This is a genomic window from Virgibacillus flavescens (genome assembly GCF_050574275.1).
Lineage (GTDB): Bacteria > Bacillota > Bacilli > Bacillales > Amphibacillaceae > Virgibacillus_F > Virgibacillus_F flavescens.
The window spans coordinates 2040016-2064042 of record NZ_CP192260.1 but is presented as its reverse complement, the minus strand read 5'-3'; the positions used below and the strand labels follow the sequence as shown (position 1 = coordinate 2064042).

21 protein-coding genes and 1 other annotated feature are annotated in these 24027 nt (G+C 37.0%); of the genes, 2 read left to right on the top strand and 19 right to left on the bottom strand.

Features of this window, described 5'->3' with window-relative positions; genetic code table 11:
• Positions 1-4 precede the first annotated feature (4 nt).
• The 4 genes from VBD025_RS09805 to VBD025_RS09790 all read right to left on the bottom strand — a co-directional run bounded on the left by VBD025_RS09805 (position 5) and on the right by VBD025_RS09790 (position 3728).
• Positions 5-448, bottom strand: a complete 444-nt coding sequence (locus VBD025_RS09805) for an acyl-CoA thioesterase (RefSeq protein ID WP_430784944.1) — start codon at positions 446-448, stop codon at positions 5-7.
• 96 nt (positions 449-544) lie between these two features.
• A complete protein-coding gene (sdhB, locus tag VBD025_RS09800) occupies positions 545-1309 on the bottom strand; it encodes a succinate dehydrogenase iron-sulfur subunit (protein ID WP_430784942.1) in 765 nt (254 codons plus the stop codon).
• A gap of 15 nt (positions 1310-1324) precedes the next feature.
• A complete protein-coding gene (gene sdhA / locus VBD025_RS09795; RefSeq protein WP_430784940.1) occupies positions 1325-3076 on the bottom strand; it encodes a succinate dehydrogenase flavoprotein subunit in 1752 nt (583 codons plus the stop codon).
• Between the two features lie 31 nt (positions 3077-3107).
• Positions 3108-3728 (bottom strand): succinate dehydrogenase cytochrome b558 subunit, encoded by a 621-nt coding sequence (locus tag VBD025_RS09790; RefSeq protein WP_430784938.1) that lies wholly within the window; start codon positions 3726-3728, stop codon positions 3108-3110.
• 310 nt (positions 3729-4038) lie between these two features.
• On the opposite strand from VBD025_RS09790, the gene VBD025_RS09785 reads away from it, so the two are divergent.
• Positions 4039-4476, top strand: a complete 438-nt coding sequence (locus VBD025_RS09785) for a YslB family protein (RefSeq protein ID WP_430784936.1) — start codon at positions 4039-4041, stop codon at positions 4474-4476.
• A gap of 35 nt (positions 4477-4511) precedes the next feature.
• Here the strand turns inward: VBD025_RS09785 and uvrC are convergent, their stop codons facing one another.
• The 12 genes from uvrC to zapA all read right to left on the bottom strand — a co-directional run bounded on the left by uvrC (position 4512) and on the right by zapA (position 18179).
• Positions 4512-6281: an excinuclease ABC subunit UvrC gene (uvrC, locus tag VBD025_RS09780; RefSeq protein WP_430784934.1), complete on the bottom strand. Its 1770-nt coding sequence runs from the start codon at positions 6279-6281 to the stop codon at positions 4512-4514.
• Between the two features lie 586 nt (positions 6282-6867).
• A complete protein-coding gene (trxA, locus tag VBD025_RS09775) occupies positions 6868-7182 on the bottom strand; it encodes a thioredoxin (protein ID WP_430784932.1) in 315 nt (104 codons plus the stop codon).
• Between the two features lie 165 nt (positions 7183-7347).
• Positions 7348-8319 carry an electron transfer flavoprotein subunit alpha/FixB family protein gene (locus VBD025_RS09770; protein ID WP_430784930.1) on the bottom strand — a complete coding sequence of 324 codons (972 nt, stop codon included), beginning with the start codon at positions 8317-8319 and terminating at the stop codon, positions 7348-7350.
• Positions 8320-8347: 28 nt separating this feature from the next.
• Positions 8348-9121 (bottom strand): electron transfer flavoprotein subunit beta/FixA family protein, encoded by a 774-nt coding sequence (locus VBD025_RS09765; RefSeq protein WP_430784928.1) that lies wholly within the window; start codon positions 9119-9121, stop codon positions 8348-8350.
• 69 nt (positions 9122-9190) lie between these two features.
• Positions 9191-9964 (bottom strand): enoyl-CoA hydratase, encoded by a 774-nt coding sequence (locus VBD025_RS09760; protein ID WP_430784926.1) that lies wholly within the window; start codon positions 9962-9964, stop codon positions 9191-9193.
• Between the two features lie 18 nt (positions 9965-9982).
• Complete coding sequence (locus VBD025_RS09755) at positions 9983-10570, bottom strand: TetR/AcrR family transcriptional regulator (RefSeq protein ID WP_430784924.1); 588 nt, start codon at positions 10568-10570, stop codon at positions 9983-9985.
• Between the two features lie 187 nt (positions 10571-10757).
• Positions 10758-12452 (bottom strand): long-chain-fatty-acid--CoA ligase, encoded by a 1695-nt coding sequence (locus VBD025_RS09750; RefSeq protein ID WP_430784922.1) that lies wholly within the window; start codon positions 12450-12452, stop codon positions 10758-10760.
• A gap of 225 nt (positions 12453-12677) precedes the next feature.
• Positions 12678-13085 (bottom strand): DUF350 domain-containing protein, encoded by a 408-nt coding sequence (locus tag VBD025_RS09745; RefSeq protein ID WP_430784920.1) that lies wholly within the window; start codon positions 13083-13085, stop codon positions 12678-12680.
• Positions 13086-13109: 24 nt separating this feature from the next.
• Positions 13110-15452, bottom strand: a complete 2343-nt coding sequence (locus tag VBD025_RS09740; protein WP_430784918.1) for an endonuclease MutS2 — start codon at positions 15450-15452, stop codon at positions 13110-13112.
• 44 nt (positions 15453-15496) lie between these two features.
• Complete coding sequence (gene polX / locus VBD025_RS09735; RefSeq protein WP_430784916.1) at positions 15497-17218, bottom strand: DNA polymerase/3'-5' exonuclease PolX; 1722 nt, start codon at positions 17216-17218, stop codon at positions 15497-15499.
• A 148-nt stretch (positions 17219-17366) separates the two neighbouring features.
• Positions 17367-17912, bottom strand: coding sequence for a CvpA family protein (locus VBD025_RS09730; protein ID WP_430784914.1), 546 nt, complete (start codon positions 17910-17912; stop codon positions 17367-17369).
• A 6-nt stretch (positions 17913-17918) separates the two neighbouring features.
• The gene (gene zapA / locus VBD025_RS09725) at positions 17919-18179 is read right to left on the bottom strand and encodes a cell division protein ZapA (RefSeq protein ID WP_430784912.1); all 261 of its coding nucleotides are present in this window, start codon (positions 18177-18179) and stop codon (positions 17919-17921) included.
• A gap of 243 nt (positions 18180-18422) precedes the next feature.
• Here zapA and rnhC point away from each other — a divergent pair, with 243 nt between their 5' ends.
• Complete coding sequence (gene rnhC, locus VBD025_RS09720; RefSeq protein ID WP_430784910.1) at positions 18423-19355, top strand: ribonuclease HIII; 933 nt, start codon at positions 18423-18425, stop codon at positions 19353-19355.
• A gap of 54 nt (positions 19356-19409) precedes the next feature.
• Here the strand turns inward: rnhC and pheT are convergent, their stop codons facing one another.
• The 3 genes from pheT to VBD025_RS09705 form a co-directional block, all read right to left on the bottom strand.
• Positions 19410-21836: a phenylalanine--tRNA ligase subunit beta gene (gene pheT, locus VBD025_RS09715; RefSeq protein WP_430784908.1), complete on the bottom strand. Its 2427-nt coding sequence runs from the start codon at positions 21834-21836 to the stop codon at positions 19410-19412.
• A 15-nt stretch (positions 21837-21851) separates the two neighbouring features.
• The gene (pheS, locus tag VBD025_RS09710; RefSeq protein WP_430784906.1) at positions 21852-22886 is read right to left on the bottom strand and encodes a phenylalanine--tRNA ligase subunit alpha; all 1035 of its coding nucleotides are present in this window, start codon (positions 22884-22886) and stop codon (positions 21852-21854) included.
• A gap of 39 nt (positions 22887-22925) precedes the next feature.
• Positions 22926-23161 (bottom strand) — a binding site (T-box leader).
• 53 nt (positions 23162-23214) lie between these two features.
• Positions 23215-23952, bottom strand: a complete 738-nt coding sequence (locus VBD025_RS09705) for a TrmH family RNA methyltransferase (protein ID WP_430784904.1) — start codon at positions 23950-23952, stop codon at positions 23215-23217.
• Positions 23953-24027 lie beyond the last annotated feature (75 nt).

The following is a 24027-nucleotide window of genomic DNA, read 5'->3' as shown; positions in this document are numbered from 1 at the left end:
TTCGTTAGGCGAGAAGCAGGCTTTCTTTCAACTCTTCCTCAATTTTTACCGGCTTACCTGTTTTAGGATTTACATAAACCAATCTTCCCCTTCCGGTAATGCACACCTGTTCATGCTGGTTTATCCCCATGTAATGCATATCAACTGATGTATTTCCAACATGATTAATTTTAACATAGAGCTTTAAACTGTCACCAAAAAACATTTGCTGATGGTAATCACATTGCAGATCAGCCGCTACTGGAATTGCATATGTATCGTTTTGGTTGTCAAATAAACCAACTGATTTTAAGAATTCAGTTCGGGCTTCCTCAAAATATATAAATGGTGAAACGTTATTAACATGACCAAACATATCTGTTTCAGAAAACCGGACTCGAATTGGAACGAAAAATTTGAATGCTTCTGTCCAAATCTTCATATCATCAATATACGGTATTGATTTCATTTATGTATCTCCTTTTATTATATATCTACAAATAATAATAAAATGACCCCACCATAACAGTTGGGGGGTCATCTCTTAGTTTGTTAATTGTAATAGTTAGTACGCATTGTCACTTCCAAAGAAATTTTTAAACGCCTGAATATTTGTTGCTCTATTCATAGCAGCGATAGAAGTTGTTAATGGAATACCTTTCGGACATACTTCCACACAGTTTTGTGCGTTACCACATCCAGTAATTCCACCATCCTCCATAAGACCTTCCAAACGATCACTGGCATTCATATTACCAGTCGGATGTGCATTAAATAAACGAGCTTGCGATAGTGCTGCCGGTCCAATGAAATCTGATTTATCATTTACGTTAGGACAAGCCTCCAGACATACTCCACAAGTCATGCATTTAGATAGTTCATATGCCCATTGACGCTTCTTCTCAGGCATACGTGGTCCAGGTCCAAGGTCATACGTTCCATCAATCGGTACCCATGCTTTAATTTGTTTTAACGCGTCAAACATTTGTTCACGGTCAATAATTAAATCACGCACAACTGGAAAAGTAGACATTGGCTCAAGATAAATTGGTTGCTCCAACTGATCAACTAGTGCTGCACAGGACTGACGTGCAGTTCCATTAATCACCATTGAGCAGGCACCACATACTTCTTCAAGACAGCTCATATCCCAATAAACTGGTGTAGTTTTATCCCCATCCGCATTTACTGGATTTTGCCTTATTTCCATTAACCCAGAGATCACATTCATATTTTTTTTATAAGGAACGTTAAAAGTTTCCTTATAAGGAGCAGAATCCGGGCTGTCTTGTCGAGTTATAATAAATGTAACTGTATTTTGTTCAGCCATTTCTTATTTCCCCCCTTAGTGTTTTTTACTGTAATCACGTAATCTTGGCTCAATCAGTGATGTATCTACAGCTTCATATGAAATTTCAGGACTACTCTTTTCTTTATCAAAAGTCGCAATTGTTGTCTTCAGGAAATCCTCATCATTACGATCAGGGAATTCCGGTTTATAATGAGCTCCCCGGCTTTCATTACGCATATATGCACCTAGTGTGATAACTCGCGCCAGGTGAAGCATATTTTTAAGCTGACGAGTAAACATTACACCCTGATTACTCCAAAGAGAAGTATCATTGATATTAATATTTTCCCAACGTTCCTGCAGTTCTTTTAATTTATCAATCGTTTTTAATAGTTTTTCATTATCGCGAACAACCGTAACATTGTCTGTCATCCATTCGCCAAGTTCTTTGTGAATCATATAAGCATTCTCTTCGCCCTTCATATTAATAAGCGCGTCGAATTTGTCCTGTTCTTCTTTTTGTTTGTTTTCAAACAAGGTAGGTGACATATCTTCCACATGTGTTTCAAGTCCGTCAATATATTTTATAGCATTTGGTCCAGCTACCGCACCACCATAAATAGCAGAAAGTAAAGAGTTAGCACCTAGACGGTTTCCTCCATGCTGCGAGTAATCACATTCACCACAAGCGAATATCCCTGGGATACTCGTCATTTGATCAAAGTCAACCCAAAGTCCACCCATAGAATAGTGAACAGCAGGGAATATTTTCATTGGAACCTTACGAGGATCTTCTCCAACGAATTTCTCATAGATTTCAATGATACCTCCAAGTTTAACATCAAGCTCTTTAGGATCTTTATGCGACAAGTCCAGGTACACCATGTTCTCACCGTTAATTCCTAGCTTCTGGTTTACACAAACATCGAATATTTCACGAGTTGCGATATCACGGGTAACCAGGTTTCCATAGGCTGGATATTTCTCTTCTAAGAAGTACCATGGTTCACCATCTTTATAAGTCCAGACACGTCCACCTTCACCACGAGCCGATTCACTCATCAATCGAAGCTTATCATCACCCGGAATTGCAGTTGGATGTATCTGAATAAATTCTCCATTAGCATACTTTGCACCTTGCTGATACAAGATACTAGCTGCAGATCCAGTGTTTATCATTGAATTGGTTGATTTACCAAAGATAATTCCAGGACCTCCTGTTGCCAATATGGTTGCATCAGATGGGAATGATTTAATTTCGTGTGTCTTGATGTCCTGAGCAACAATCCCTTTTCCAACGCCATCGTCATCAATGATAGCACCAAGGAATTCCCAGCTTTCGTACTTTGTTACTAATCCTTCTACTTCAAAACGACGTACTTGTTCGTCAAGTGCATACAGTAACTGTTGTCCAGTTGTAGCACCCGCGTAAGCAGTACGATGAACAGATGTACCACCAAAACGTCTGAAATCAAGTAAGCCTTCTGGAGTACGGTTAAACATTACTCCCATTCGATCAAGCATGTTTATAATACTTGGTGCGGCATCACACATTGCTTTTACTGGTGGCTGATTTGCAAGGAAATCTCCACCATAAACTGTATCGTCAAAGTGCATCCAAGGAGAATCTCCTTCACCTTTTGTGTTTACTGCACCGTTTATGCCACCTTGGGCACAAACAGAGTGTGAACGTTTAACTGGTACAATAGAAAACAGGCTAACACTCACACCTGCTTCAGCTGCTTTAATTGTTGCCATTAGTCCGGCAAGACCTCCGCCTACAACAACAACTTTTTTATTACTCATTATATATACTCACATCCTTATTTGTTGAGACTTATACACCATAAGCGAAAGCAATTAAAGCTCTTACACCTATATAACTTAAACCTAAAAAGACAATTAGTGTTGCATATGTAGCAATTTTTTGAGATCTTGGTGATTGGGTAATACCCCATGATACCAAGAAGCTCCAAAGTCCATTAGAAAAGTGGAATGTTGTTGAAATCACTCCAACAATATAAAACCAGAACATAAACTGACTATCTAGAATACCTTCCATCAAAGAATAGTTAGCTTCCGCATTCCCCATCCCAATTTGAATACGTGTTTCCCAAATGTGCCATGCAAGAAAAATTAACGTAATGATTCCGGTTATTCTTTGAACGTAGAACATCCAGTTACGAAAAAAACCATAACGTTTGATATTATTCTTAGCAACAAAAACAATATAAACGCCTAAAATTGCATGAAACAAAATTGGCAGATAAATAACAACCGTTTCCAGTAATAATTTAAATGGTAAACTTTCTAAAACATGCGCTGCTTTATTAAAGCTTTCTTCTCCATAAGCAGCAAAATGGTTCACTATTAAGTGCTGAGTCAAAAATAAACCGATTGGTATTACACCTAAGAGCGAGTGTAATCTGCGATAGTTAAATTCGCTGCGTCCTGCCATGTGTAGTGTTACCCCCTTAAGCAATATATTTATGCTGTTTTGATGCACAATTTTGAAACATTAATTAACGTTATAATTCCCTATTTTTGCCCATCAATGTACAATTTGTGACATGTATATTGTACTTCTAACTCTGATGAGCGTCAAGAAAAGGAGCGAATTAATTTTGATATGAATCAGAATGCTTATTTAAAAATATTTTGTGTTTACTTGCACATATGATGAATTATATAGATAATAAAAATAGCAATCTTTAATACTTCTTAAATTTTTGGCTATTGAACCAACAGCAACAGAAAGGATGACATCTATGTCAAAAGAGCAACAGGGTTTTTCGACTACTTTACTAGAGGAATTACAAACATCAGGGGCAGGGTATGATGTATTACGTTATATCAGCTTACCTGAGCTGTTAGGACGTGAAACTGAAACATTGCTTTATTTCATGGGAAGAAACCTAGCAAGAAAGCTGTCATTTAATACTATAGAAGATATCTACCTTATATTTGATAAAATGGGATGGGGTAAACTTGAGCTCATAAGAAATAAACGAAAAGAAATAACGTTCAGTTTAATGTCAGACTCAGTTGTGAACCGTATTAAAGCCTCTTTTGATACAGAATTTCGCTTAGAGTCAGGGTTTTTAGCTGAAGCAATTCAGCAGCTAAAAGAAACGGAAGCTGAATGTACAGAAGAAATCAATAAAAAAATAATGCAGGTGGAATTTTCCGTCCTTATAACTGCGTGAATTTAAAAGAAGCTCACTTGTCAAGTGAGCTTCTTTCATTTAAGGTGTCCAAGGATTAATTCTGCCGTATTTTTTGGAATCCCAAGTTTTGTTATATCCTCAATTGACTTGTTTTTTATCTCATCAATCGATTTAAAATGAGTCAACAATAATCTTTTACGTTTCTCTCCAACACCTGGAATTTTATCTAATTCAGACTGAAACAGACTTTTACCTCTCAATTGACGGTGGAAGGTAATCGCAAATCGATGGACCTCGTCCTGTATGCGCTGAACTAAATAAAATTCCTGTGATTTTCTGGAAAGATCAATTATGGCTGGTGGACTGCCGTACAATAGCTCACTGGTTTTATGCTTATCATCCTTTGCCAATCCACATAAAGGAATGTCTAACCCCAGCTCATTTTCCAGCACATCTAACGCAACACTCATTTGACCTTTTGAACCATCTACCATTATTAAATCTGGTAATGGAAGATTCTCTTTTAGCACTCTTGTATACCTTCGCCTGATGACTTCACGCATAGTTTCATAATCGTCAGGGCCTTTTACATCTCTCACTTTATATTTGCGATACTGTTTTTTATCTGGCCGTCCGTCGATAAAGACTACCATGGCTGACACAGGGTCAGTACCTTGAATATTCGAATTATCAAATGCCTCTATTCGATGAGGTATTTCAATATTTAATTTTTCCCCTAGATTTTCAACCGCCTTGATTGTTCGCTCTTCATCTATTTCAATAATTGAAAACTTTTCCTGAAGTGCAATTTTCGCATTTTCCATAGCAAGATTAACTAAATCCTTTTTTCGGCCACGAATTGAAACATTAACATCAATTTCAAGCAGTTCTTTTAAAATGTCGGCATCTGATCCAAGCGGCAACAATATTTGTTTCGGCTTTGGATGGTGCTGATGTAAATAGAATCTCCCGATATAGCTAATAAACGTCTCCTCAGGATCATCAAAAAACGGAAAGATTGATACGTCCCTTTCAATCAATTTACCTTGTCTAACAAAAAACACCTGAATACACATCCAGCCTTTGTCATAACTATATCCAAAAATATCGCGATTGACCTGATCTTTCAGTGTCATTTTTTGCTGTTCCATAACGGCTTCAATATGTTGGATTTGATCTCTCAATTCTTTCGCGCGCTCAAAATCCATACTTTCACTCGCCTGATACATTTTTTCTTTAATGTCTTTTTTGATTTTTTTGTGACCACCATTTAGGAATGATGAAATACTTTGAACAATTGAACGGTTTGTTTCCTCCGAAACAGGATAGACACAAGGAGCCAAACATTGCTTCATATGATAGTACAAACAAACTCTATCAGGCATTTTGTTGCACTTTCTAAGTGGGAATAAACGATCTAATAATTTTTTTGTTTCCCTTGCTGCAATAACGTTTGGATATGGTCCGAAATATTTCCCTCTGTCTTTTTTTACTTTTCGTACAACCAGCAGTCTAGGATGTCGTTCATTTGTTATTTTCAAATATGGGTATGACTTATCGTCTTTTAAAAGTATATTATATTTGGGATCATATTTTTTTATAAGATTCATTTCTAATATGAGAGCTTCAATTTCAGATGTCGTAACGATATATTCAAAGTCTTGAATTTCGGATACCAATCGCTGGGTTTTTCGATCATTTGCACCGGCAAAATAAGATTTCACTCTATTTTTTAATGCTTTTGATTTACCAACGTAGATAACTGTATTGTGCTTATCTTTCATTAGATAACACCCGGGTTGGACAGGCAATACTGCTAGTTTTTCTTTTATTGTCTGATTCATAGCTCTTTCATTCCTTATTAGTCAACTTTCGCACATGAAAAATTATAATGTATGCAATAAACTGTAGCAATTACAGCACTTAAAATATGTTACTTGACATGATTTTCAACCAAACATGTTGCTAGTTAATTTGTCGTAGAAGATGTAAACAGCGACGTAACTTACCACTCTGGAAATAAATTGAGATGTAATAGCAACGAGATTTCCGCTGCTGGCAGTCGCTCCAATCTCTAGACAAAATATGGATATCAAAATTTATTAGCTGCACCCCTGATAGCACGTCTATTTCAGCATGCATTAGAAAGGAAAAACCAAGACATAAGTAGCTTTACCAGTCCCGGAGCGACCCTAGACGGCAACTCAAGAAAATTTCTTGGTAATAAAGTTAATTCGCTGTACATAGATATTGCGTCAACTACAATAATAGTTCAACTATTTCAGGGAGCTCCAACTTATTTTATTCTGCGTAAGTTGAGTTATTAGTAAAACGTACTTACTATTTATATGAAAAGTAATCCCCTGTTACAAAATGCAACAAGGGATTAATTCTTTGGATTATTACAAATCGTTTATTTTAAACAATTTATTATGCGTGTTTTTCGATTAATTCAACTAAAGCTTCTTTTGGTTGGAAACCAATTACCTGATCAACCACTTCGCCATCTTTGAATAACAATAAGGTTGGAATACTCATAACGCCATACTTACCAGCAGTTTCCTGATTTTCGTCCACATCTAATTTTACGATTTGAACCTTTTCTTCCATTTCACCATCTATTTCTTCTAACACTGGTGCGATCATTTTACAAGGTCCACACCAAGGTGCCCAAAAATCTGCTAATACTAATCCTTCCGCAGTTTCTTTCGCGAAATTCTGATCTGATACATTTACAATTGCCATTATAATTCCTCCTCAAATAACATTGAATCTAAACTGAGTATATCATCGTTATTATTACCTTGCTAATAACTTGCTTATACTATTTATTACCCGCTTAAAAGATTAATTAATCATAATAAACAAGAACTTGACTATGTTTTCCGGTCAAGTTCTTGTTTGTAATATTTATTTTATTTTTTTAATTTCTTCAATTAGCATTGGAATAACTTCAAACAAGTCTCCAACAATTCCATAATCCGCTACATTAAAGATGTTTGCTTCTGGATCTTTGTTAATTGCAACAATCACTTTGGAGTTCGACATACCTGCTAAGTGTTGAATTGCACCAGAAATACCTACTGCAAAATACAGATCTGGTGTAACCACTTTTCCGGTTTGTCCTATTTGCAGTGAATAATCGCAGTATTCCGCATCACATGCTCCACGGGACGCTCCAACTGCACCACCTAAGACATCTGCCAGTTCCTGTAATGGTTTAAATCCTTCTTCACTTTTAACACCGCGACCTCCAGCAACAATAACCTTGGCTTCTGAGAGGTCAACACCCTCTGATGCTTTTCGGATAACTTCTTTAATAACAGTTCTTATATCAGAAATTTCCATGTCTTTAGCAGTAACTTCACCTGAACGAGATTCATCTCGATCAAGTGCTGCAATATTATTCGGTCTAATTGTTGCAAAAGTAATACCGCTTGTAATCATTTTTTTCTCGAAAGCTTTTCCGGAATATATTGGTCTGGTAAATACTGCCTTACCATCTTTCATTTCGATATCAGTTGCATCTGAAATTAATCCAGTTTCTAACTTACTCGCAATTTTCGGTGTTAAATCCTTACCAATTGCTGTATGCCCCATAATCACACTTGAAGGAGACACCTCCGAAATAACGGCCATAACTGCTTGACCATAACCTTCTGATGTATACGTTTTCAAATTATCGTGTTTTACTGTGATGACACGATCAGCGCCATAGTATACCATTTCCTGCGCTTGATTAGTTAAATCTTCGTCACCACAAATTAGGCCGACAATTTCCCCATCAGCATCTATTTTTTTTGCTGCAGCAATTGATTCAAACGTTACATTACGCAATGAACCATCTCTTGATTCACCAATGACTAATAATTTTTCGCTCACGATCGTTTCTCCTTTCCAGTGCGTTAGTTTATAAAACTTTCGATTCTGTTTTTAATAATGATACTAATTCTTTAACTTGATCATCCAGCTCACCTTCAAGAACTTTACCTGCTTCTTTTTCAGGTGGAAGATAAATCTCAATTGTTTTTGTTTTTGGTTCCAGATCATCTTCATCCAAATCAAGATCATCAATTTCTAATTCTTCAAGTGGTTTCTTCTTTGCTTTCATAATTCCAGGAAGTGAAGGATACCTAGGGTCGTTTAAGCCTTGCTGACAGGTTACAAGCAACGGTAAGCTTGTTTCAACTTTTTCTACGTCACCTTCAACATCTTTTTCAATACTTACTGTCTCACCATCTATTTTAAGGCTAGTAATAGTTGTAACAAATGGTATTCCTAATCGCTCAGCAAGTCTTGGACCTACTTGACCGCTTGCTTCGTCAATTGCTACGTTACCTGCAAGAATGAGATCAACATCTTTTTCCTCAAAATATGCTTCCAGAATTTTAGCTGTTGTAAACTGGTCTCCCGCTTCAAGGTCATCTTCTGTGTTTATTAAAACTGCCTTGTCTGCACCCATTGCAAGTGCAGTACGCAATTGTTTCTCAGAATCTTCGTCTCCAACAGTAACAACGGTTACTTCTCCACCATGCTCATCGCGTTGTTTAATTGCTTCTTCAACTGCATATTCGTCGTACGGATTAATGATAAATTCTGCCCCATCATCTTCAATCTGACCATTAGTAACAGTGATCTTTTCTTCCGTGTCAAATGTCTTTTTCAACAAAACATAAATGTTCATGTGACTTCCTCCTTTATTCTGTTTATCTAGCTCAACGGGCTTGCCACAACAAACCCAGTACCTTATTTCTTACTTATCTAGAAAGTTTGGTTTCCGCTTTTCAAGAAATGCCTGAACGCCTTCCTTTGCATCGTCGGAGCCAAATATTTCACCAAATGCTTTTGCTTCTTCCTGCACCCCATCATTAAACTTATCTGATTTCGAGAAAGTAATCAAGCGCATTATGTGATTAATTGTTGGTTTACTTTTTGAAGCAATCTGCTCAGCTAGTTTAAAAGCTTCATTGAAAATTTCATCATCCGATACTACACGATTTGCTAAACCATACAGATGTGCTTCCTTACCTGAAATAGGTGTACTGCTTAAAAGCATTTCAAATGCCTTGGCAGAGCCCACATAACGAGGTAAACGCTGTGTTCCAGCAAATCCAGGAATGATGCCAAGTGATAATTCGGGTAATCCCAACTTTGAGCTTTCTGTAACATAGCGGATATGGCAGGACATTGCAAGTTCCAGTCCACCACCTAAAGCCGCACCATGGATCGCAGCAATTACTGGGACTTGGAAATGTTCTATACGGTTAAATACTTTCTGGCCATTTTCTGAAAGAGCCTGGTAGTCTGATGCTTCCTGTAATGATGTAAATTCTTTTATATCAGCACCAGCAGAGAAAAACTTCCCTTCACCCTTTAAGACAATTGCTTTAATGCCATTATCTTTCTCTATTTCATCCAGTTTTGCATCAATATCTTTAATCAATGTACTCGACAATGCATTTGCAGGGGGTTTTTGAATTGTAAGAATTGCAACATGACCATTTTTTTCATAAGATAATGTACTCAAGATCAGATCCTCCTCCTATTATTTTTTAATCGATAGTCCGTTAATAATTAATTCATGTACTGCTGGAGCTTGCGCCAGTAAATTATATCGCTGGTCGTTCATCACCCAGTTTGTTACCACTTCATCCAGTGTGCCAAAAATCATTTGCCTCACCAAGGGTAGATTTAAATCACCTCGAAAGCTTTTTTCATTGATACCTTCCTGGATAATGTGGTCGATTTCAGCTAAATAAGGCTTCAATACTTTATTAATTTTCATTCGCAGTTCTGTGTTTGACTGTCTAAGCTCAAGCTGGGTAACGATTGCTAAATAGTGATTATCAGCTAACTGACGAAAGTGCATTTCTATTAAAGATAACAGTTTGTCGCTTGTATCTTTCTTTTCGTTGATGCTTTTCGTAATCTGTTCAACGAACTGACCCATTTTCACTTCAAACAATGAAACTAGTATATCTTCTTTATTTTTGAAATAAAGGTAGATCGTACCGTCAGCCACTCCAGCTTTTTTGGCAATTTTGGAAACCTGAGAAGCATGATATCCATTCTCTGCTATTACTTCAACTGCCGCTTCGATAATTTGGTTGTATTTTGGTTTATTTTTCTTCATTGAAGTTAATCTCCTTAGCATACACTATAGCCGCAAACTGAATGAATCTTCATTCATATTTCATTGTATAGAGCTAATAAAGTCATGTCAAATAATATATTGCTTGTACACTTTTATATTATTAGAAAAACTCATCATTCGCAACTCTTGGAATGATTAAGTTTTTCTGCATACAGAAACTCTTAAATTAAGTCGTACTGCTTTCCTTTTTTAATTTTTCTTTCTCTTCATCTACTAAAGACCGTCTTAAAATTTTTCCAACTGCAGTTTTTGGCAATTCTGTGCGGAATTCATAAATTCTGGGTACTTTAAACGCAGCAAGATTTTCTCTGCAAAATGTATCTAATTCCTCTTCTTTTAACTCAAAACCGGATTTAAGAACAATGTAAGCTTTCACTGTTTCACCGCGGTATGGATCAGGTATACCTGCAACTACTGCTTCCTGAATAGCTTCATGCTCATAAAGTACTTCCTCTATCTCACGTGGATAAATATTGTATCCACCGGCAATTATCATATCTTTTTTGCGATCAACTATATAGAAGTACCCTTCTTCGCTCATATAGCCAAGATCACCCGTAAATAACCACCCATCTATTAAAACATTGTCCGTTTCTTCCTGGTTATTCCAGTACCCTTTCATTACTTGAGGACCTTTTACAACAATTTCACCAATTTCACCAACTGGCGCTTCATCCATTGTACCAGTCTGCAAAATTTTACAATCTGTGTCTGGCCACGGTACGCCGATACTTCCACTAACACGATTCGACCATACAAAATTTGAATGCGTTACTGGTGAAGATTCTGTTAGACCATATCCTTCTACTAATTTCCCTCCAGTGATCCGCTCAAATTGTTCCTGAACTTCTACTGGCAATGGAGCAGACCCGCTTAAACAGGCTTCAATAGATGATAAATCATATTTCTTTAAATCAGGATGATTCAACAATGCAACATAAATTGTCGGTGCTCCTGGAAACAGTGTCGGCTTTTGCTTTTGAATCATTTTCAATACATCTTCTACATCAAATTTAGGTAATAGGACCATTTTCGCCCCCATCATGATAGACATATTCATCACGGTGGTCATACCATAAACATGGAAAAAAGGTAATACGCCTAATATAACTTCTCCGCCTTCTCTGGTTTTATACAGCCAGCGCTGACTCATTTGGACATTTGAAACGAGGTTAAAGTGTGTTAGCATTACGCCTTTTGGATTACCAGTTGTTCCTCCAGTATATTGCAGCAACGCCAAATCTTCTTTTGCATCAATATCAACTGGATGAAAGTTCGTTGAGGCATGTTCTATTATTGAATTCCATACATGTGTATCTTCAGTTTGTTCGACCTTTACAACCATGTTATATTGCTTCTTCTGTATAAATGGATATATTAATTTTTTTGGAAAAGGTAGATAGTCTTTAATTCCTGTAACTATTGTATGATTAATTGAGGTCTTACTTTTAACCTTGGTAACTCGTGGCAAGAGAATATCTAAACAAATAATAATCGTTGCACCAGAGTCATTTAATTGATATTCCAATTCTCTTTCCATGTATAAAGGATTTGTTTGTACAACAATCCCTCCAGCCAAAAGAGCAGCATAATAGCTTATCACTGCCTGTGGACAGTTTGGTAACATTATTGCTACCCTGTCACCTTTCTCTAATCCTAATGACTGAAAATAACAAGCTAATTGCTTAGCTTCTTTCAGCAATTCAGCATAGGACATATCTTTACCAAGAAAATGAAGCGCTTTCTTTTCATTGTATATTTCAGCATTTTCAATCAGAAATTGATGCAGGGGCTTTGTATCATAATCAATACTGATTGGAATTTCACTAGGGTAGTGTGCGTGCCAGCTACGTTTTTCCATTTTTTCTCCTCCTTTATATCTATGTATATTCATTATACAGACTAATTTGTATTTTTTGAAATCTAATTTTGTATTTTCGCAAAAAAAATGGGGAATCATCTATTAATTAAGATGATTCCCTGTTTTCAAACCATTTCACACTAAATATACGACGCCTACAATGGCAAAAATAATTGCTACTACTATTAATACTTTAGCTAATGTTTCCATGATAACTTTTCGCTCCTAACCAATACTGGCTCCAATTACAAAAGCCATTCCAACTGATATTAACATTGAAATAAATCCAACTGCCAGATTACCATTGCCAATCTCTTCGTCAATTTTTATTTTTGGAGTTAAGAATTCAAATATAAAATAGCTTAACAGCAATAATATAAATCCATAAATACCCCATATCACACTTTGAATAATCGTATCGTTATGTTCAATAGAAAAACGAAAGATAGTTGCAATACCAAAGAGCTTTCCACCAGTTGCCATAGCAACTGAAAAATTACCTTTTTTAATTTCTTCCCAATTTTTATAGGAGGTTACTAATTCGAAAACAGCAAGAAATACAACTGTACACAAAATAACCACACTGTACCGGGCAGCTATTTCTACAAATGTCAATTCCCAAAACTCTTCCATTTTTACACCATCCCCGAATTTACTTTACTTTAATTCAATTACTGTAACTCCACTGCCGCCTTCACCGCTTCCGCCTGCCCGAACTCCAGATATACGAGAGTGATTTTTAACAAGCTCCTGTACACCTTTCCTTAGTGCACCGGTTCCTTTACCATGTATGATTGAAACTTGCTGATAACCAGCAAGGATTACGTCATCCAGATATTTCTCCAGTTGCAGTAATGCATTCTCATACCGTTCCCCACGAAGATCTAATTCTGGTCTGACATGGTAGTTCGAACCTTTAACGGTCGCCAATGGTTTTTCTGTAAACTGCTTTTTTTGACTAATAAATTGAAGGTCTTTTCGCTTTACTTTTACTTTCATTATTCCTACTTGAACCATGTATTCCTTATCACTTATTTTTGATATCACACTGCCTTCTTGGTTTATTGTTAATAGCTTAATTGTATCACCAATCTGCAATTCTTTCTCATTTCCGGCAGGTGAATCATTTTTCTTTTCCTGTTTCTTTGAAAGATCTGGTTTAGCATCTTCCAGCATCTTCTTTGCTTCGATCCATTCGTGTTCTTTTAAATTTGAATTTGATTTCATCTTGCGAATTTCTTCGATAATAACTTCCGCTTCTTCTCTCGCATTCTGCAAAGCTTTGTTCGCTTTTTCATCAGCCTTTTTATATAATGATTCGCGCTTAGTCTCAAACTCATTCCATTGGTTTTCAAGGTCTTTTTTTAATTTTTCATTTTCTAACATAATCGCGTGAGCAGATTCATAATCTTTTTCAGATTCTCGCTGTGATTTTTCAAGCGACGCAATCATATTTTCCACACTTTTCGAGTCAATTCCAATATGACTCTTTGCACTTTCGATAATGGACGATTCAAGACCTAGTCGTTTGGAAATTTCAAAAGCATTACTTCTGCCTGGAACACCAACCAGGAGTCTATAAGTTGGTTTTAAAGATTCCACATCAAACTCAACTGATGCATTTACAACATTTTCTCTGTTGTACCCGTAAGCTTTAAGTTCAGGATAATGTGTAGTTGCAATAACACGCGCGCCGCGCTCAATAACTTCATCCAATAAAGACATTGCAAGAGCAGCGCCTTCTTGTGGATCGGTTCCAGCTCCCAATTCATCGAACAATACCAGTGCTTTATAGTCAACTTGCTTCATAATGTTAACAATATTTGTCATGTGAGAAGAAAATGTACTGAGATTCTGTTCGATGGATTGTTCGTCCCCTATATCCGCATAGACATTTTCAAACACAGCCATTTCACAGCCATCAAGGGCAGGAATTTGCAGTCCTGACTGGGCCATTAGTGTACATAACCCCACCATCTTCAAGGTAACTGTTTTACCACCAGTATTTGGTCCGGTAATGACAATAGATGTGTAATCTTCCCCAATTTCAATATCATTGGCGACTACCTCATCCATTGGTATAAGTGGATGTCGGGCCTGCTGTAATTTAATTATTCCCTGATCATTCATTTTCGGCATCGATGCTTTCATTGTCTGACCGAGCTTTGCTCGTGCAAACATGAAATCAATTTTCCCAAGGACTTCCACATTTTCAGATAGTAACTGCTCCTCACTTGCAATGTGTTCAGTTAACTCGCGTAAAATACGATCAATTTCATGCTTCTCTTTGACGGATGCTTCCTGAAGCTGATTGTTTATGTCGACAACTGATTTTGGCTCCATAAACAACGTAGCCCCTGATGCAGACTGATCATGAACTATTCCACCAATAGACCCTCGGTATTCCTGTTTAACCGGCAGTACATAACGGTCGTTTCTTATTGTCACAATTGGATCTGACAGCATCGCGCTTTTAGATCTCGTGTATCCATCTAATTTTTCTCTGACTCTGCTTTCGTATGTTCTAATCGATGACCTGATACTACGCAGTTTAACAGATGCACTGTCCATTACATTTCCATGGTCATCAATACTGCTTTTTATATGTTGTTCTAGATCTCTTAATGGTTCAATACGCTCGACCAGCGATTTTAATATCGGTAATTCTTCTTCCAGCTTTTGAACAAAGTTTTTTACTTGTCTGCCACCATAAATGGTGTTGGCAATATCAAGACACTCATCTGTGTTCAAAACGCCGCCAATGACACTGCGCTTAATACTCGCGCGAATATCAAAAATCCCCCCTAGTGGGACAGTTAGATTCAAACGCAGAATTTGACCCGCTTCATCGGTTTCTTTTTGCAGTTCCAATACATCATTTAGATTCGTATGCGGCTTTAATTGAAGCGTGCGACTTTTTCCTAGACTAGAAGCGGCATGTGAACTGAGTTGATCAATAATTTTATTAAATTCTAATACTCGAAGGATACGATCATTCATTAGTATATACTCCTTTTCAAACTTTCCTTACCTGCCTTATCGGCCTAAAGCTTTTTATTATTCATTAATCTCATTAATTTTTCTTTTGTCCATGTATTAAGTACTTGATTCTTTTCAATCCATCCTTTTCTGGCAATTCCTACACCGTGTTTCATATGGTTCAGCATTTGAAAACTGTGCGCGTCCGTGTTGATGACAATATTCACATCTTTTTCCTGTGCTTTACGAGCCCATTCAGCTGATAAATCCAAACGGTTAGGATTCGCATTTATTTCTAGTGCAGTACCAGTTTCTTTTGCACGCTGAATAAGTTTCTCCAGATTAACTGCATAACCCGAACGCCTGCCAATTAACCTTCCAGAAGGATGTGCGATAAAGGTTACATAAGGATTTTCCATGGCTGTTTCCAGTCGATTCATGATTTTCTCTTCCGATTGGTTAAAGCTTGAGTGAATTGCCCCTATTACAAAATCCATCTCTTTTAAAAATTCATTATCGAAATCTAGTGAGCCGTCTGGAAGTATATCCATCTCCACTCCAGCAAATACATGAATATCATCGTACTTATCGTTTATTCGTTCTATTTCCGACCGTTGTTTTCTAAGTTTTGTTTCATCCAATCCGTTAGCCACTCTCAAAAATTTTGAATGGTCAGTGATTGCAATGTAATCATATCCAATTTCTCTTGCCTGATTAACCATTTCTTCCAAGGACTGTGCTCCATCGCTCCATGTTGTATGCATGTGGAGATCCCCGCGAATATCTGATAGCTCGATCAATTCATTTTTCTCTGAATAGGATTCAATCTCCCCTTGGTTTTCACGAATTTCCGGAGGGATAAATGGTAATCCAAAATGATTAAAGAATTCTGCTTCATTGGTGAAAGTTAAAATTGTTTCACTTTCATTTTGTGTAATTCCATATTCATTTATTTTTTCATCTCTTTTTTTAGCTAACTGACGCATCGCAACATTATGTTCTTTCGACCCTGTGAAGTGATGTAAAGTAGTAGCAAATTCATCTGGTCCCACTATCCTGAAATCTACGTTTATATCATACACCTCATCTAATGTAACAGAGACTTTTGTGTCACCTTTAGCAATCACATCTTTAATGTTGGGCATTTCCAATAAAGTATCGCGTACCCTTGCTGGTTCATTCGAAGCAATGATAAAATCGATATCTTTAACTGTTTCACGCATGCGCCTTAAACTTCCCGCTCTTGAGAAGGTATCAATGTAAGTAACGGTGGATAAGAATTCCTCGATCCTCTCCGCAATTGGTAACATAATGGCTATAGGTAACCTCTCGGGACGGGTGTCTCGGTCTTCTAATGCCTGCACTATTTTATCAGCAGTTTTTTTACCGAACCCAGATAGTTTTTCCACTTCTCCTGAACTACAGGCGGTTTGTAAAGTGACAGCATCTGTCACACCCAGCTCCTGATATAACTTCGCCAGTTTCTTTCCACCAAGGCCAGGCAAACCTAATAAAGGTACTAAACCTTGAGGCACTTCACTTTCAAGTTGAAGAAGTGTATCTGATTGACCATCTGATATGTATTCATCTATAACTGCACCAGTTCCCTTACCAATTCCTTTAATCTTAGTAAAATCATTTATTTCAGAAAGCGACCGATCATCTTGTTCTAATGCCTGTGCAGCTTTTCTATATGCAGAGACCTTAAACGGATTTTCTCCTTTTAATTCCATGAATACGGCTATCTTTTCTAATAATTTTAAAACATCTTTTTTATTAATAGTCATTGACTCACCTTCTTTAAATTTATATCTGCACTTTTAACTTTTCTAATGTGTAAAAAAGCTGATTCCGGTTAGGTCATACATTGTACAGTTGTCACAATTGTAATTTCACCTATTAAGAATCAGCTAACTCTATAAATTTATTTTGGATTTATTTACCTATGATATTAGTAAACCACAGTTCTTTCAGTTTCTCAGAAAACATTGGAGTATGTTCTACAATTAACATAGCTATTCCTGAATCGTTGACCCAAGATTGAATACTTGATAGTGGTGTTAACGCAAGGATATACAGGATAATAAATATTATTAAATAAATTTCTACAAACCCTAAAATACCACCTAATAACTTATTAACTGAATGGAGTACGGGTAATTCTGCTACAAAATCAAGCATAGAAGCAATAATTTGTAACACAATTTTTACAGCGAAAAATATAATTGCAAATGAGATTGCATTATAAAAAGCGTTTTCCAGTGGGAGGTTATCAAGAAACGCAGCCCACTCGCTACTGTCAGGAAGTTCTGGATAAGGTATCCATAGTGCCAGCCGTTCAGCTAATTGGTCATAGTACAAGGCTGCCACAATAAAAGCAGCAATAAATCCAATTAAATGGAAAAGTTGTAATATGAAACCACGCTTTAATCCTACAAAAAAACCAAATAGTAATAAAAGTAATAAAATAATATCAACCATATGTCATTAATCCTCTTTCTTTTTCAGTGATCCCAACAACGTTGCGTAGTCTTCCTTTAATTTCAAATAATCATTCATGGTATTTACAGCGGTTAATACTGCTAACCTGGTTGTTTCCAAATCTTTATTCATACTTTGGATTTCACTCATTTTTTGATCAACAAGACTAGCTACTAATTTGACGTGATGTTCACTTTCACGTCCGATTATTGTATAGGTTTTATTATGAATTTCAACAGTTGTTCTCGTTTTGTTATTATCTGCCATGTGGGTTGCCCCCTATTGTCAATTAAAAGTTTTAGAAAACTTGACTTATCGCCAAGCACTAACGGCGAAAGCCTTAGTTGCACTTATGCAGGCAGAAAGTATCTATACTTTCTTGTCTGTTAAAATAGTACACTTTATATTAACATGAAGAGATCAATTTAGGAAAGTTTTCTCCTTTCCACCTTCCTCTGCATATGTTTATCTGCTATAGTCTGAGTAGGAATCTGATTGGAGTGTTAGCTTTTGTCACAAGAAATACACGTTTTTTCTAAAGAAAAAATAAATAAAATGAAACAATATTACAAAGAATCTATCATTGATGTACCCCAAGGTGCGGTTTTTCGAGCCAAAACCTCGAACGCGGTTATTACTGCCTATCGTTCCGGCAAAGTTATGTTCCAAGGTAAATCAGTCGAATTTGAATCGATTAAATGGGTAGATGAACTTTCACCAGAAGTTGCGAAAAGTAAATCTGCAGCTAAGCCTGTGCACAAGTTTGCACCTCCAAATTCGCTTTTCAATGATTCTCATATTGGATCTGATGAAGCAGGAACCGGTGACTATTTTGGTCCTGTTACAGTAGCTAGTCTATTTGTTAAGAAAGAACAAATTGTAAAGTTGAAAGAAATCGGTGTTCAGGATTCTAAAAATTTGACAGATAAGACTATTAAGCGGTTATCTAAAGAAATACTTAACTTAGATATTACATACTCTTTACTCGTTTTACGGAATCCAAAGTACAATAAGTTAAAATCTCGAGGCTGGTCCCAGGGAAAAATGAAAGCAATGTTACACCATCATGCAATCGCAAATGTTATAAAAAATTTGGATGAAGGATCATTTCAAGGAATCGTAATCGACCAATTTTGTGAGCCTGGACTTTACAACAAATATATCTCCAGCGAAAAACAGAAAAGTGCACCGAACACTTATTTTATCACGAAAGCTGAAAGCCACTCGATCGCAGTAGCTGCTGCTTCTATTATAGCCAGATCCAGTTTTTTAAAGGAAATGGATAACCTTTCAGACGAAGTTGGTATGACTTTACCGAAAGGTGCAGCAAAGCACGTGGATATGGCAATTGCAAAAATAATTAAAGAGAATGGCTATGAACTATTAAATTCTTGTGCAAAAATACATTTTGTAAATTCAAAGAAAGCAGAGGAATACCTATAGTTTTTATCCTTTAACTTTAAAAATCAGGCAGCCCGAAGTGGACTGCCTGATTTTTTAGGATCGCACGTATGCGTCAAATTCTTTTTTTACGGCTAAGATGATCGTTTGATACGATTCTTCAACTTCCTCTTCCTTCAATGTTCTTGTATCTTCCTGATAAAGTAAGCTGAAAGCAACCGATTTTTCTCCATCAGGCAGATGTTCCCCTGTATAGACGTCAAAAATGTCGACTTTTTTAACTAGTGGCTGCCCGATTTCTCCAATCAAGTCCTTCACATCTCCAGCAAGAACTTTTTCGTTTAGTACAAATGCGATATCCCTTTTTACAGAAGGATATTTGGACTGCTGAACATAGCTTGGTAAATGTTCGTAGCTCGCAAGCACACCGTCAAGATTCATATCAAATACATATGTTTCATTTAAATCCAACTTCTTTTCTATTCGTGGATTAACTTGCCCAATATAACCAACGATTTGATCTCCAATATACATCGTTGCACATCTGCCAGGATGCAGATCAGTTAATTTTGATTGCACAAAAGTCACTGGAACGTTCAAATGGATACATAACTCTTCCACGATTCCCTTGAGTACATAAAAATCAACTGGCTTCTTTTCTTGCTGCCACGGGTGTTCATGCCAATGCCCCGTTACGACCCCTGCTATTCGAAGCTGTTCATGAGGCTGTTCTTTTAATTCCTGCTCATTCGATAAAAACACGGATCCCATTTCATAATATGCAATGTCTGTCTGGTTACGAGCAATATTATAAGCGACAGTATGAAGTAATTCAGGTACTGCGCTTAGTCTTAGATGACTGTGTTCTTCGCTCATAGGCATAGCAAGTTTTACAGGCTTAACACCTTTTTCGCTTATATCCGGGCTGATAAACGATTTCACATAGTCATTATTAGATAATGAATAAGTTACTGTCTCCATTAATCCCGCACTTTCCAAAAACCTTTTTATCTCACGTTTCAGTTTTTGGCGTTCTGTTAGTGAGCCTACTTGACCATAGCCTGTTGGAAAAGTGAAAGGCAAGTTATCATATCCATAAATACGTGCAACTTCTTCAAGCATATCCTCAAAAATACTGATATCTCCTCGACGTGTTGGTATTGCTACATGATAGTGGCCATTCTTCTCAACATAAGAAAATCGAAGTTTGGTTAAAATATTTCCTATTTCTTCATTGGAAATATCTGTACCCAATCTTTTATTGATTGTTTCAGTAGAGATAGACACTTCTTTTTCTTCTTTATCTAAAGCATCAAACTCTACAGGTCCATCTAACACAACTCCATCAGCGTATTGAACAAGCAGCTGACAAGCTCTCTGTCCTGCGCGTTTCACCCGGTTTGGGTCAACACCCTTCTCAAAGCGAGTGCTTGATTCACTTCGAAGACCAGTGTCGTTTACTGTTCTTCTGACTGACGTTGAATGGAAGTAAGCTGCTTCTAAAAGTATTGTGCTTGTTTCGCTGCAAACCTCTGTGGAAGCTCCACCCATGACACCAGCAAGTGCGATTGGAACTTTGCCATTCGTAATAACTAAATGTTCACGCTTAAGCTTCCGCTCCTGCTCATCTAACGTAACTAGTGACTCGCCTTCTTTCGCCTTCCTAACCCGAATTTCCTTTGAGTTCATGCGATCGAAGTCAAACGCGTGTAACGGCTGGCCATATTCAAGTAACACATAGTTCGTAATGTCAACAACATTGTTAATAGGGCGAATTCCAGCAGCCATTAAATAATTACGCATCCAAAGTGGAGATGGTTTTATATTAATATCCTTCACCATAAATGCACCGTAATAAGGCGCCAGATTTTCATCATCCACCGATACAGATACATGCTCGCTTGTTTGTTCATTACTAACTGTATATTTCACATCAGGTAAATGAATTGGTCTGTTTAATATCGCTCCCACTTCATAAACAACACCAAGCATACTTAAGCAATCCGCTCTATTTGGAGTTAATCCAAGTTCAAGGATTGCGTCGTCCAGATTCAGTAAGCTGGTAACGTCTTGACCTACTTCCACATCTTCTGGGAAAACAAATATTCCATCGGCCATGTCTTTTGGAACATACTTTTCAGCTATTCCAAGTTCCTGCAGAGAGCAGATCATTCCGTTTGATTCAATTCCTCGCAGTTTTACTTTCTTTATTTTAAAATTACCAGGCAGGACAGCGTTTGGCTTAGCAACCGCAACTTTTTGCCCTTGTTTAATATTCGGCGCTCCACAGATAATCTGCAGAACTTCTTCACCCACATCAACTTGACAAAGGTTTAATTTATCTGCATCTGGGTGCTGTTCGCATTCCTTTACATACCCAACTACCACATTTTCACTTTTTTCTGCCACGTATTCGATTCCTTCAACTTCAATACCTGACTTCGTAATTTTTTCTGCTAAATCTTCCGGTTTACAATCACTAATATCAATATAGTTTTGTAACCAGTTTAAAGAAACTAACATATAGAACTGCCCCCTTTACGCTTGATGATATTGTTTTAAAAATCGTTTATCGTTTGTATAGAACTGACGAATATCATCAATTCCATACTTCAGCATCGCAATCCGATCTGGTCCCATACCAAATGCAAATCCAGAATATACGGATGAATCGTATCCTGCCATTTCCAATACTTTTGGATGAACCATGCCAGCACCTAATATTTCAATCCATCCGGTTCGTTTACAAACCGAACAACCTTTTCCATCACAAACCTTACAAGAAATATCCATCTCTACTGATGGCTCGGTGAATGGAAAGAAACTTGGCCGCAAGCGAATCTTTCTATCTTCTCCAAACATCTTCTTAGCAAATGCATCCAGTATGCCTTTCAAGTCACTCATACGCACATCTTTGTCAACGTAGAGCCCTTCGATTTGGGTGAACTGATGTGAATGTGTAGCATCGTCCGTATCACGACGATACACTTTACCAGGACAAATCATTTTAACTGGCTTACTACCTTTTAATCCTTGCATAGTGCGCGCCTGTACAGGGGATGTATGTGTTCGCAATAAGAGCTCATTCGTTATATAAAATGAGTCCTGCATATCACGTGCTGGGTGATCTTTCGGTAAATTCAATGCTTCAAAGTTAAAATAATCTGTTTCAACTTCAGGACCTTCTCTAACTTCAAAACCCATTCCAATATATAAATCTTCTATTTCTTCTATTATTGATGTTAATAAGTGTGGACCACCCGTCTTGATTGGTCTCCCTGGCAGTGTTACATCGATTGTTTCAGTTGCCAACCGCTTCTCTAGCTCTTTTTCGTTTAAATCATTATTCTTTTCATCTAAGGCAGAGGTTATTGTTTCGCGCACTTGATTGGCAATTTCACCAATTACCGGACGCTCCTCCTTCGATAATTTCCCCATTCCTCTTAAAACACTCGTAAGAGATCCTTTTTTACCAAGATACGCTACACGAATTTCCTGAAGTTCTTTTAATTGGTCGGTATTTCTAATTTTCTCCAGCGCTTCCTGCTGAAGAGTTTCTAATTCTTCCTTCATTTTTATTCCTCCTTTTTTACATAGAAAAACCCCGTCCAGAAAAGGGACGAGGTTTTTAAATCGCGGTACCACCCTTGTTGACACAGAAAAAAATATGTCCAACTTGAACCTGATAACGGAATTAATCCGGGACACCTTTACTTGAAATTCCAAGGTCTGAGTGCCTGCTCCAGAGTGAAGATTATCAATTAAAATAGTAGAAATGCTTCCAATCCAAGGCATTTCCTTCCTGAACTATTTTCTAAATTGTTAATGCGCTCTTTCATAGCTTTCAACTATACATTAATTTTGATTTCATTATAGATAAAATTCCCTCATGTTGCAAGTATTATCCGATTATATGGTACATAAGAATACCTGCAGCAACACTTACATTTAACGACTCAGCTTTTCCGTTAATCGGAATCTTCACATTGTAATCAGCTAATTTGATTAATGATTTGTCGACTCCATTTCCTTCATTTCCAACCAGCAAGCCAATTTTTTTGCTCAGATTTACTTCTTTATATGGTTTAGCATTTTCAAGTGAAGTAGCCCAAACAGTAAATCCTTCCTTTTGAAGTTTAGGTAATGTCGCTAATAAATTTTCCTGGTAAACCGGAATGTGAAACAAAGAACCTTGCGTGGAACGAACTACTTTGTCATTATATACATCCACTGAATTATTTCCAATAATAACAGCGTCAAATCCAACAGCATCAGCAGTGCGAATTAATGTACCAAGATTACCCGGATCTTGAATTGCATCCAGCATAATTACCTTACTTGGTTCCATCCATTCGTGGCTAACCATTTCAACAACCGCTGCTATTCCTTGTGGTGTTTTTGTATCTGTAATATGGTGAAAAACATTTTCAGTCACGATACTCGTAGTATAATTTCTCACAAAGTCAGGAACAGTCGCATCTTTCTGGATAATAATTTCATCTATGACCCAATTACTGTTATGTGCTTCCGTAACTAAATGTTCCCCTTCAATTAAAAATTTATTGGCCATTAATCGGAATTTCTTCATCTTTAGTTTAGTCCAATTTTTGACTTGTGTGTTTTGTACAGACGTTATCATCAAAATCGCATCCTCATTATTAATATTCCTATCATACATATTTCAAACAATGTAGGTCAAACTATAATCAGTAAA

What these genes read in the sequence shown, in the direction of transcription:
- VBD025_RS09730 (WP_430784914.1), bottom strand. Translation starts at nt 17,912, where the DNA reads ATGGTTGATATTATTTTATTACTTTTATTACTATTTGGTTTTTTTGTA.
- uvrC (WP_430784934.1), bottom strand. Translation starts at nt 6,281, where the DNA reads ATGAATCAGACAATAAAAGAAAAACTAGCAGTATTGCCTGTCCAACCC.
- pheS (WP_430784906.1), bottom strand. Translation starts at nt 22,886, where the DNA reads ATGAAGGAAGAATTAGAAACTCTTCAGCAGGAAGCGCTGGAGAAAATT.
- VBD025_RS09740 (WP_430784918.1), bottom strand. Translation starts at nt 15,452, where the DNA reads ATGAATGATCGTATCCTTCGAGTATTAGAATTTAATAAAATTATTGAT.
- VBD025_RS09705 (WP_430784904.1), bottom strand. Translation starts at nt 23,952, where the DNA reads ATGATAACGTCTGTACAAAACACACAAGTCAAAAATTGGACTAAACTA.
- VBD025_RS09765 (WP_430784928.1), bottom strand. Translation starts at nt 9,121, where the DNA reads ATGAACATTTATGTTTTGTTGAAAAAGACATTTGACACGGAAGAAAAG.
- trxA (WP_430784932.1), bottom strand. Translation starts at nt 7,182, where the DNA reads ATGGCAATTGTAAATGTATCAGATCAGAATTTCGCGAAAGAAACTGCG.
- sdhA (WP_430784940.1), bottom strand. Translation starts at nt 3,076, where the DNA reads ATGAGTAATAAAAAAGTTGTTGTTGTAGGCGGAGGTCTTGCCGGACTA.
- polX (WP_430784916.1), bottom strand. Translation starts at nt 17,218, where the DNA reads ATGACTATTAATAAAAAAGATGTTTTAAAATTATTAGAAAAGATAGCC.
- VBD025_RS09790 (WP_430784938.1), bottom strand. Translation starts at nt 3,728, where the DNA reads ATGGCAGGACGCAGCGAATTTAACTATCGCAGATTACACTCGCTCTTA.
- VBD025_RS09805 (WP_430784944.1), bottom strand. Translation starts at nt 448, where the DNA reads ATGAAATCAATACCGTATATTGATGATATGAAGATTTGGACAGAAGCA.
- pheT (WP_430784908.1), bottom strand. Translation starts at nt 21,836, where the DNA reads ATGTTAGTTTCTTTAAACTGGTTACAAAACTATATTGATATTAGTGAT.
- VBD025_RS09745 (WP_430784920.1), bottom strand. Translation starts at nt 13,085, where the DNA reads ATGGAAGAGTTTTGGGAATTGACATTTGTAGAAATAGCTGCCCGGTAC.
- VBD025_RS09785 (WP_430784936.1), top strand. Translation starts at nt 4,039, where the DNA reads ATGTCAAAAGAGCAACAGGGTTTTTCGACTACTTTACTAGAGGAATTA.
- zapA (WP_430784912.1), bottom strand. Translation starts at nt 18,179, where the DNA reads ATGGCAGATAATAACAAAACGAGAACAACTGTTGAAATTCATAATAAA.
- VBD025_RS09750 (WP_430784922.1), bottom strand. Translation starts at nt 12,452, where the DNA reads ATGGAAAAACGTAGCTGGCACGCACACTACCCTAGTGAAATTCCAATC.
- VBD025_RS09755 (WP_430784924.1), bottom strand. Translation starts at nt 10,570, where the DNA reads ATGAAGAAAAATAAACCAAAATACAACCAAATTATCGAAGCGGCAGTT.
- sdhB (WP_430784942.1), bottom strand. Translation starts at nt 1,309, where the DNA reads ATGGCTGAACAAAATACAGTTACATTTATTATAACTCGACAAGACAGC.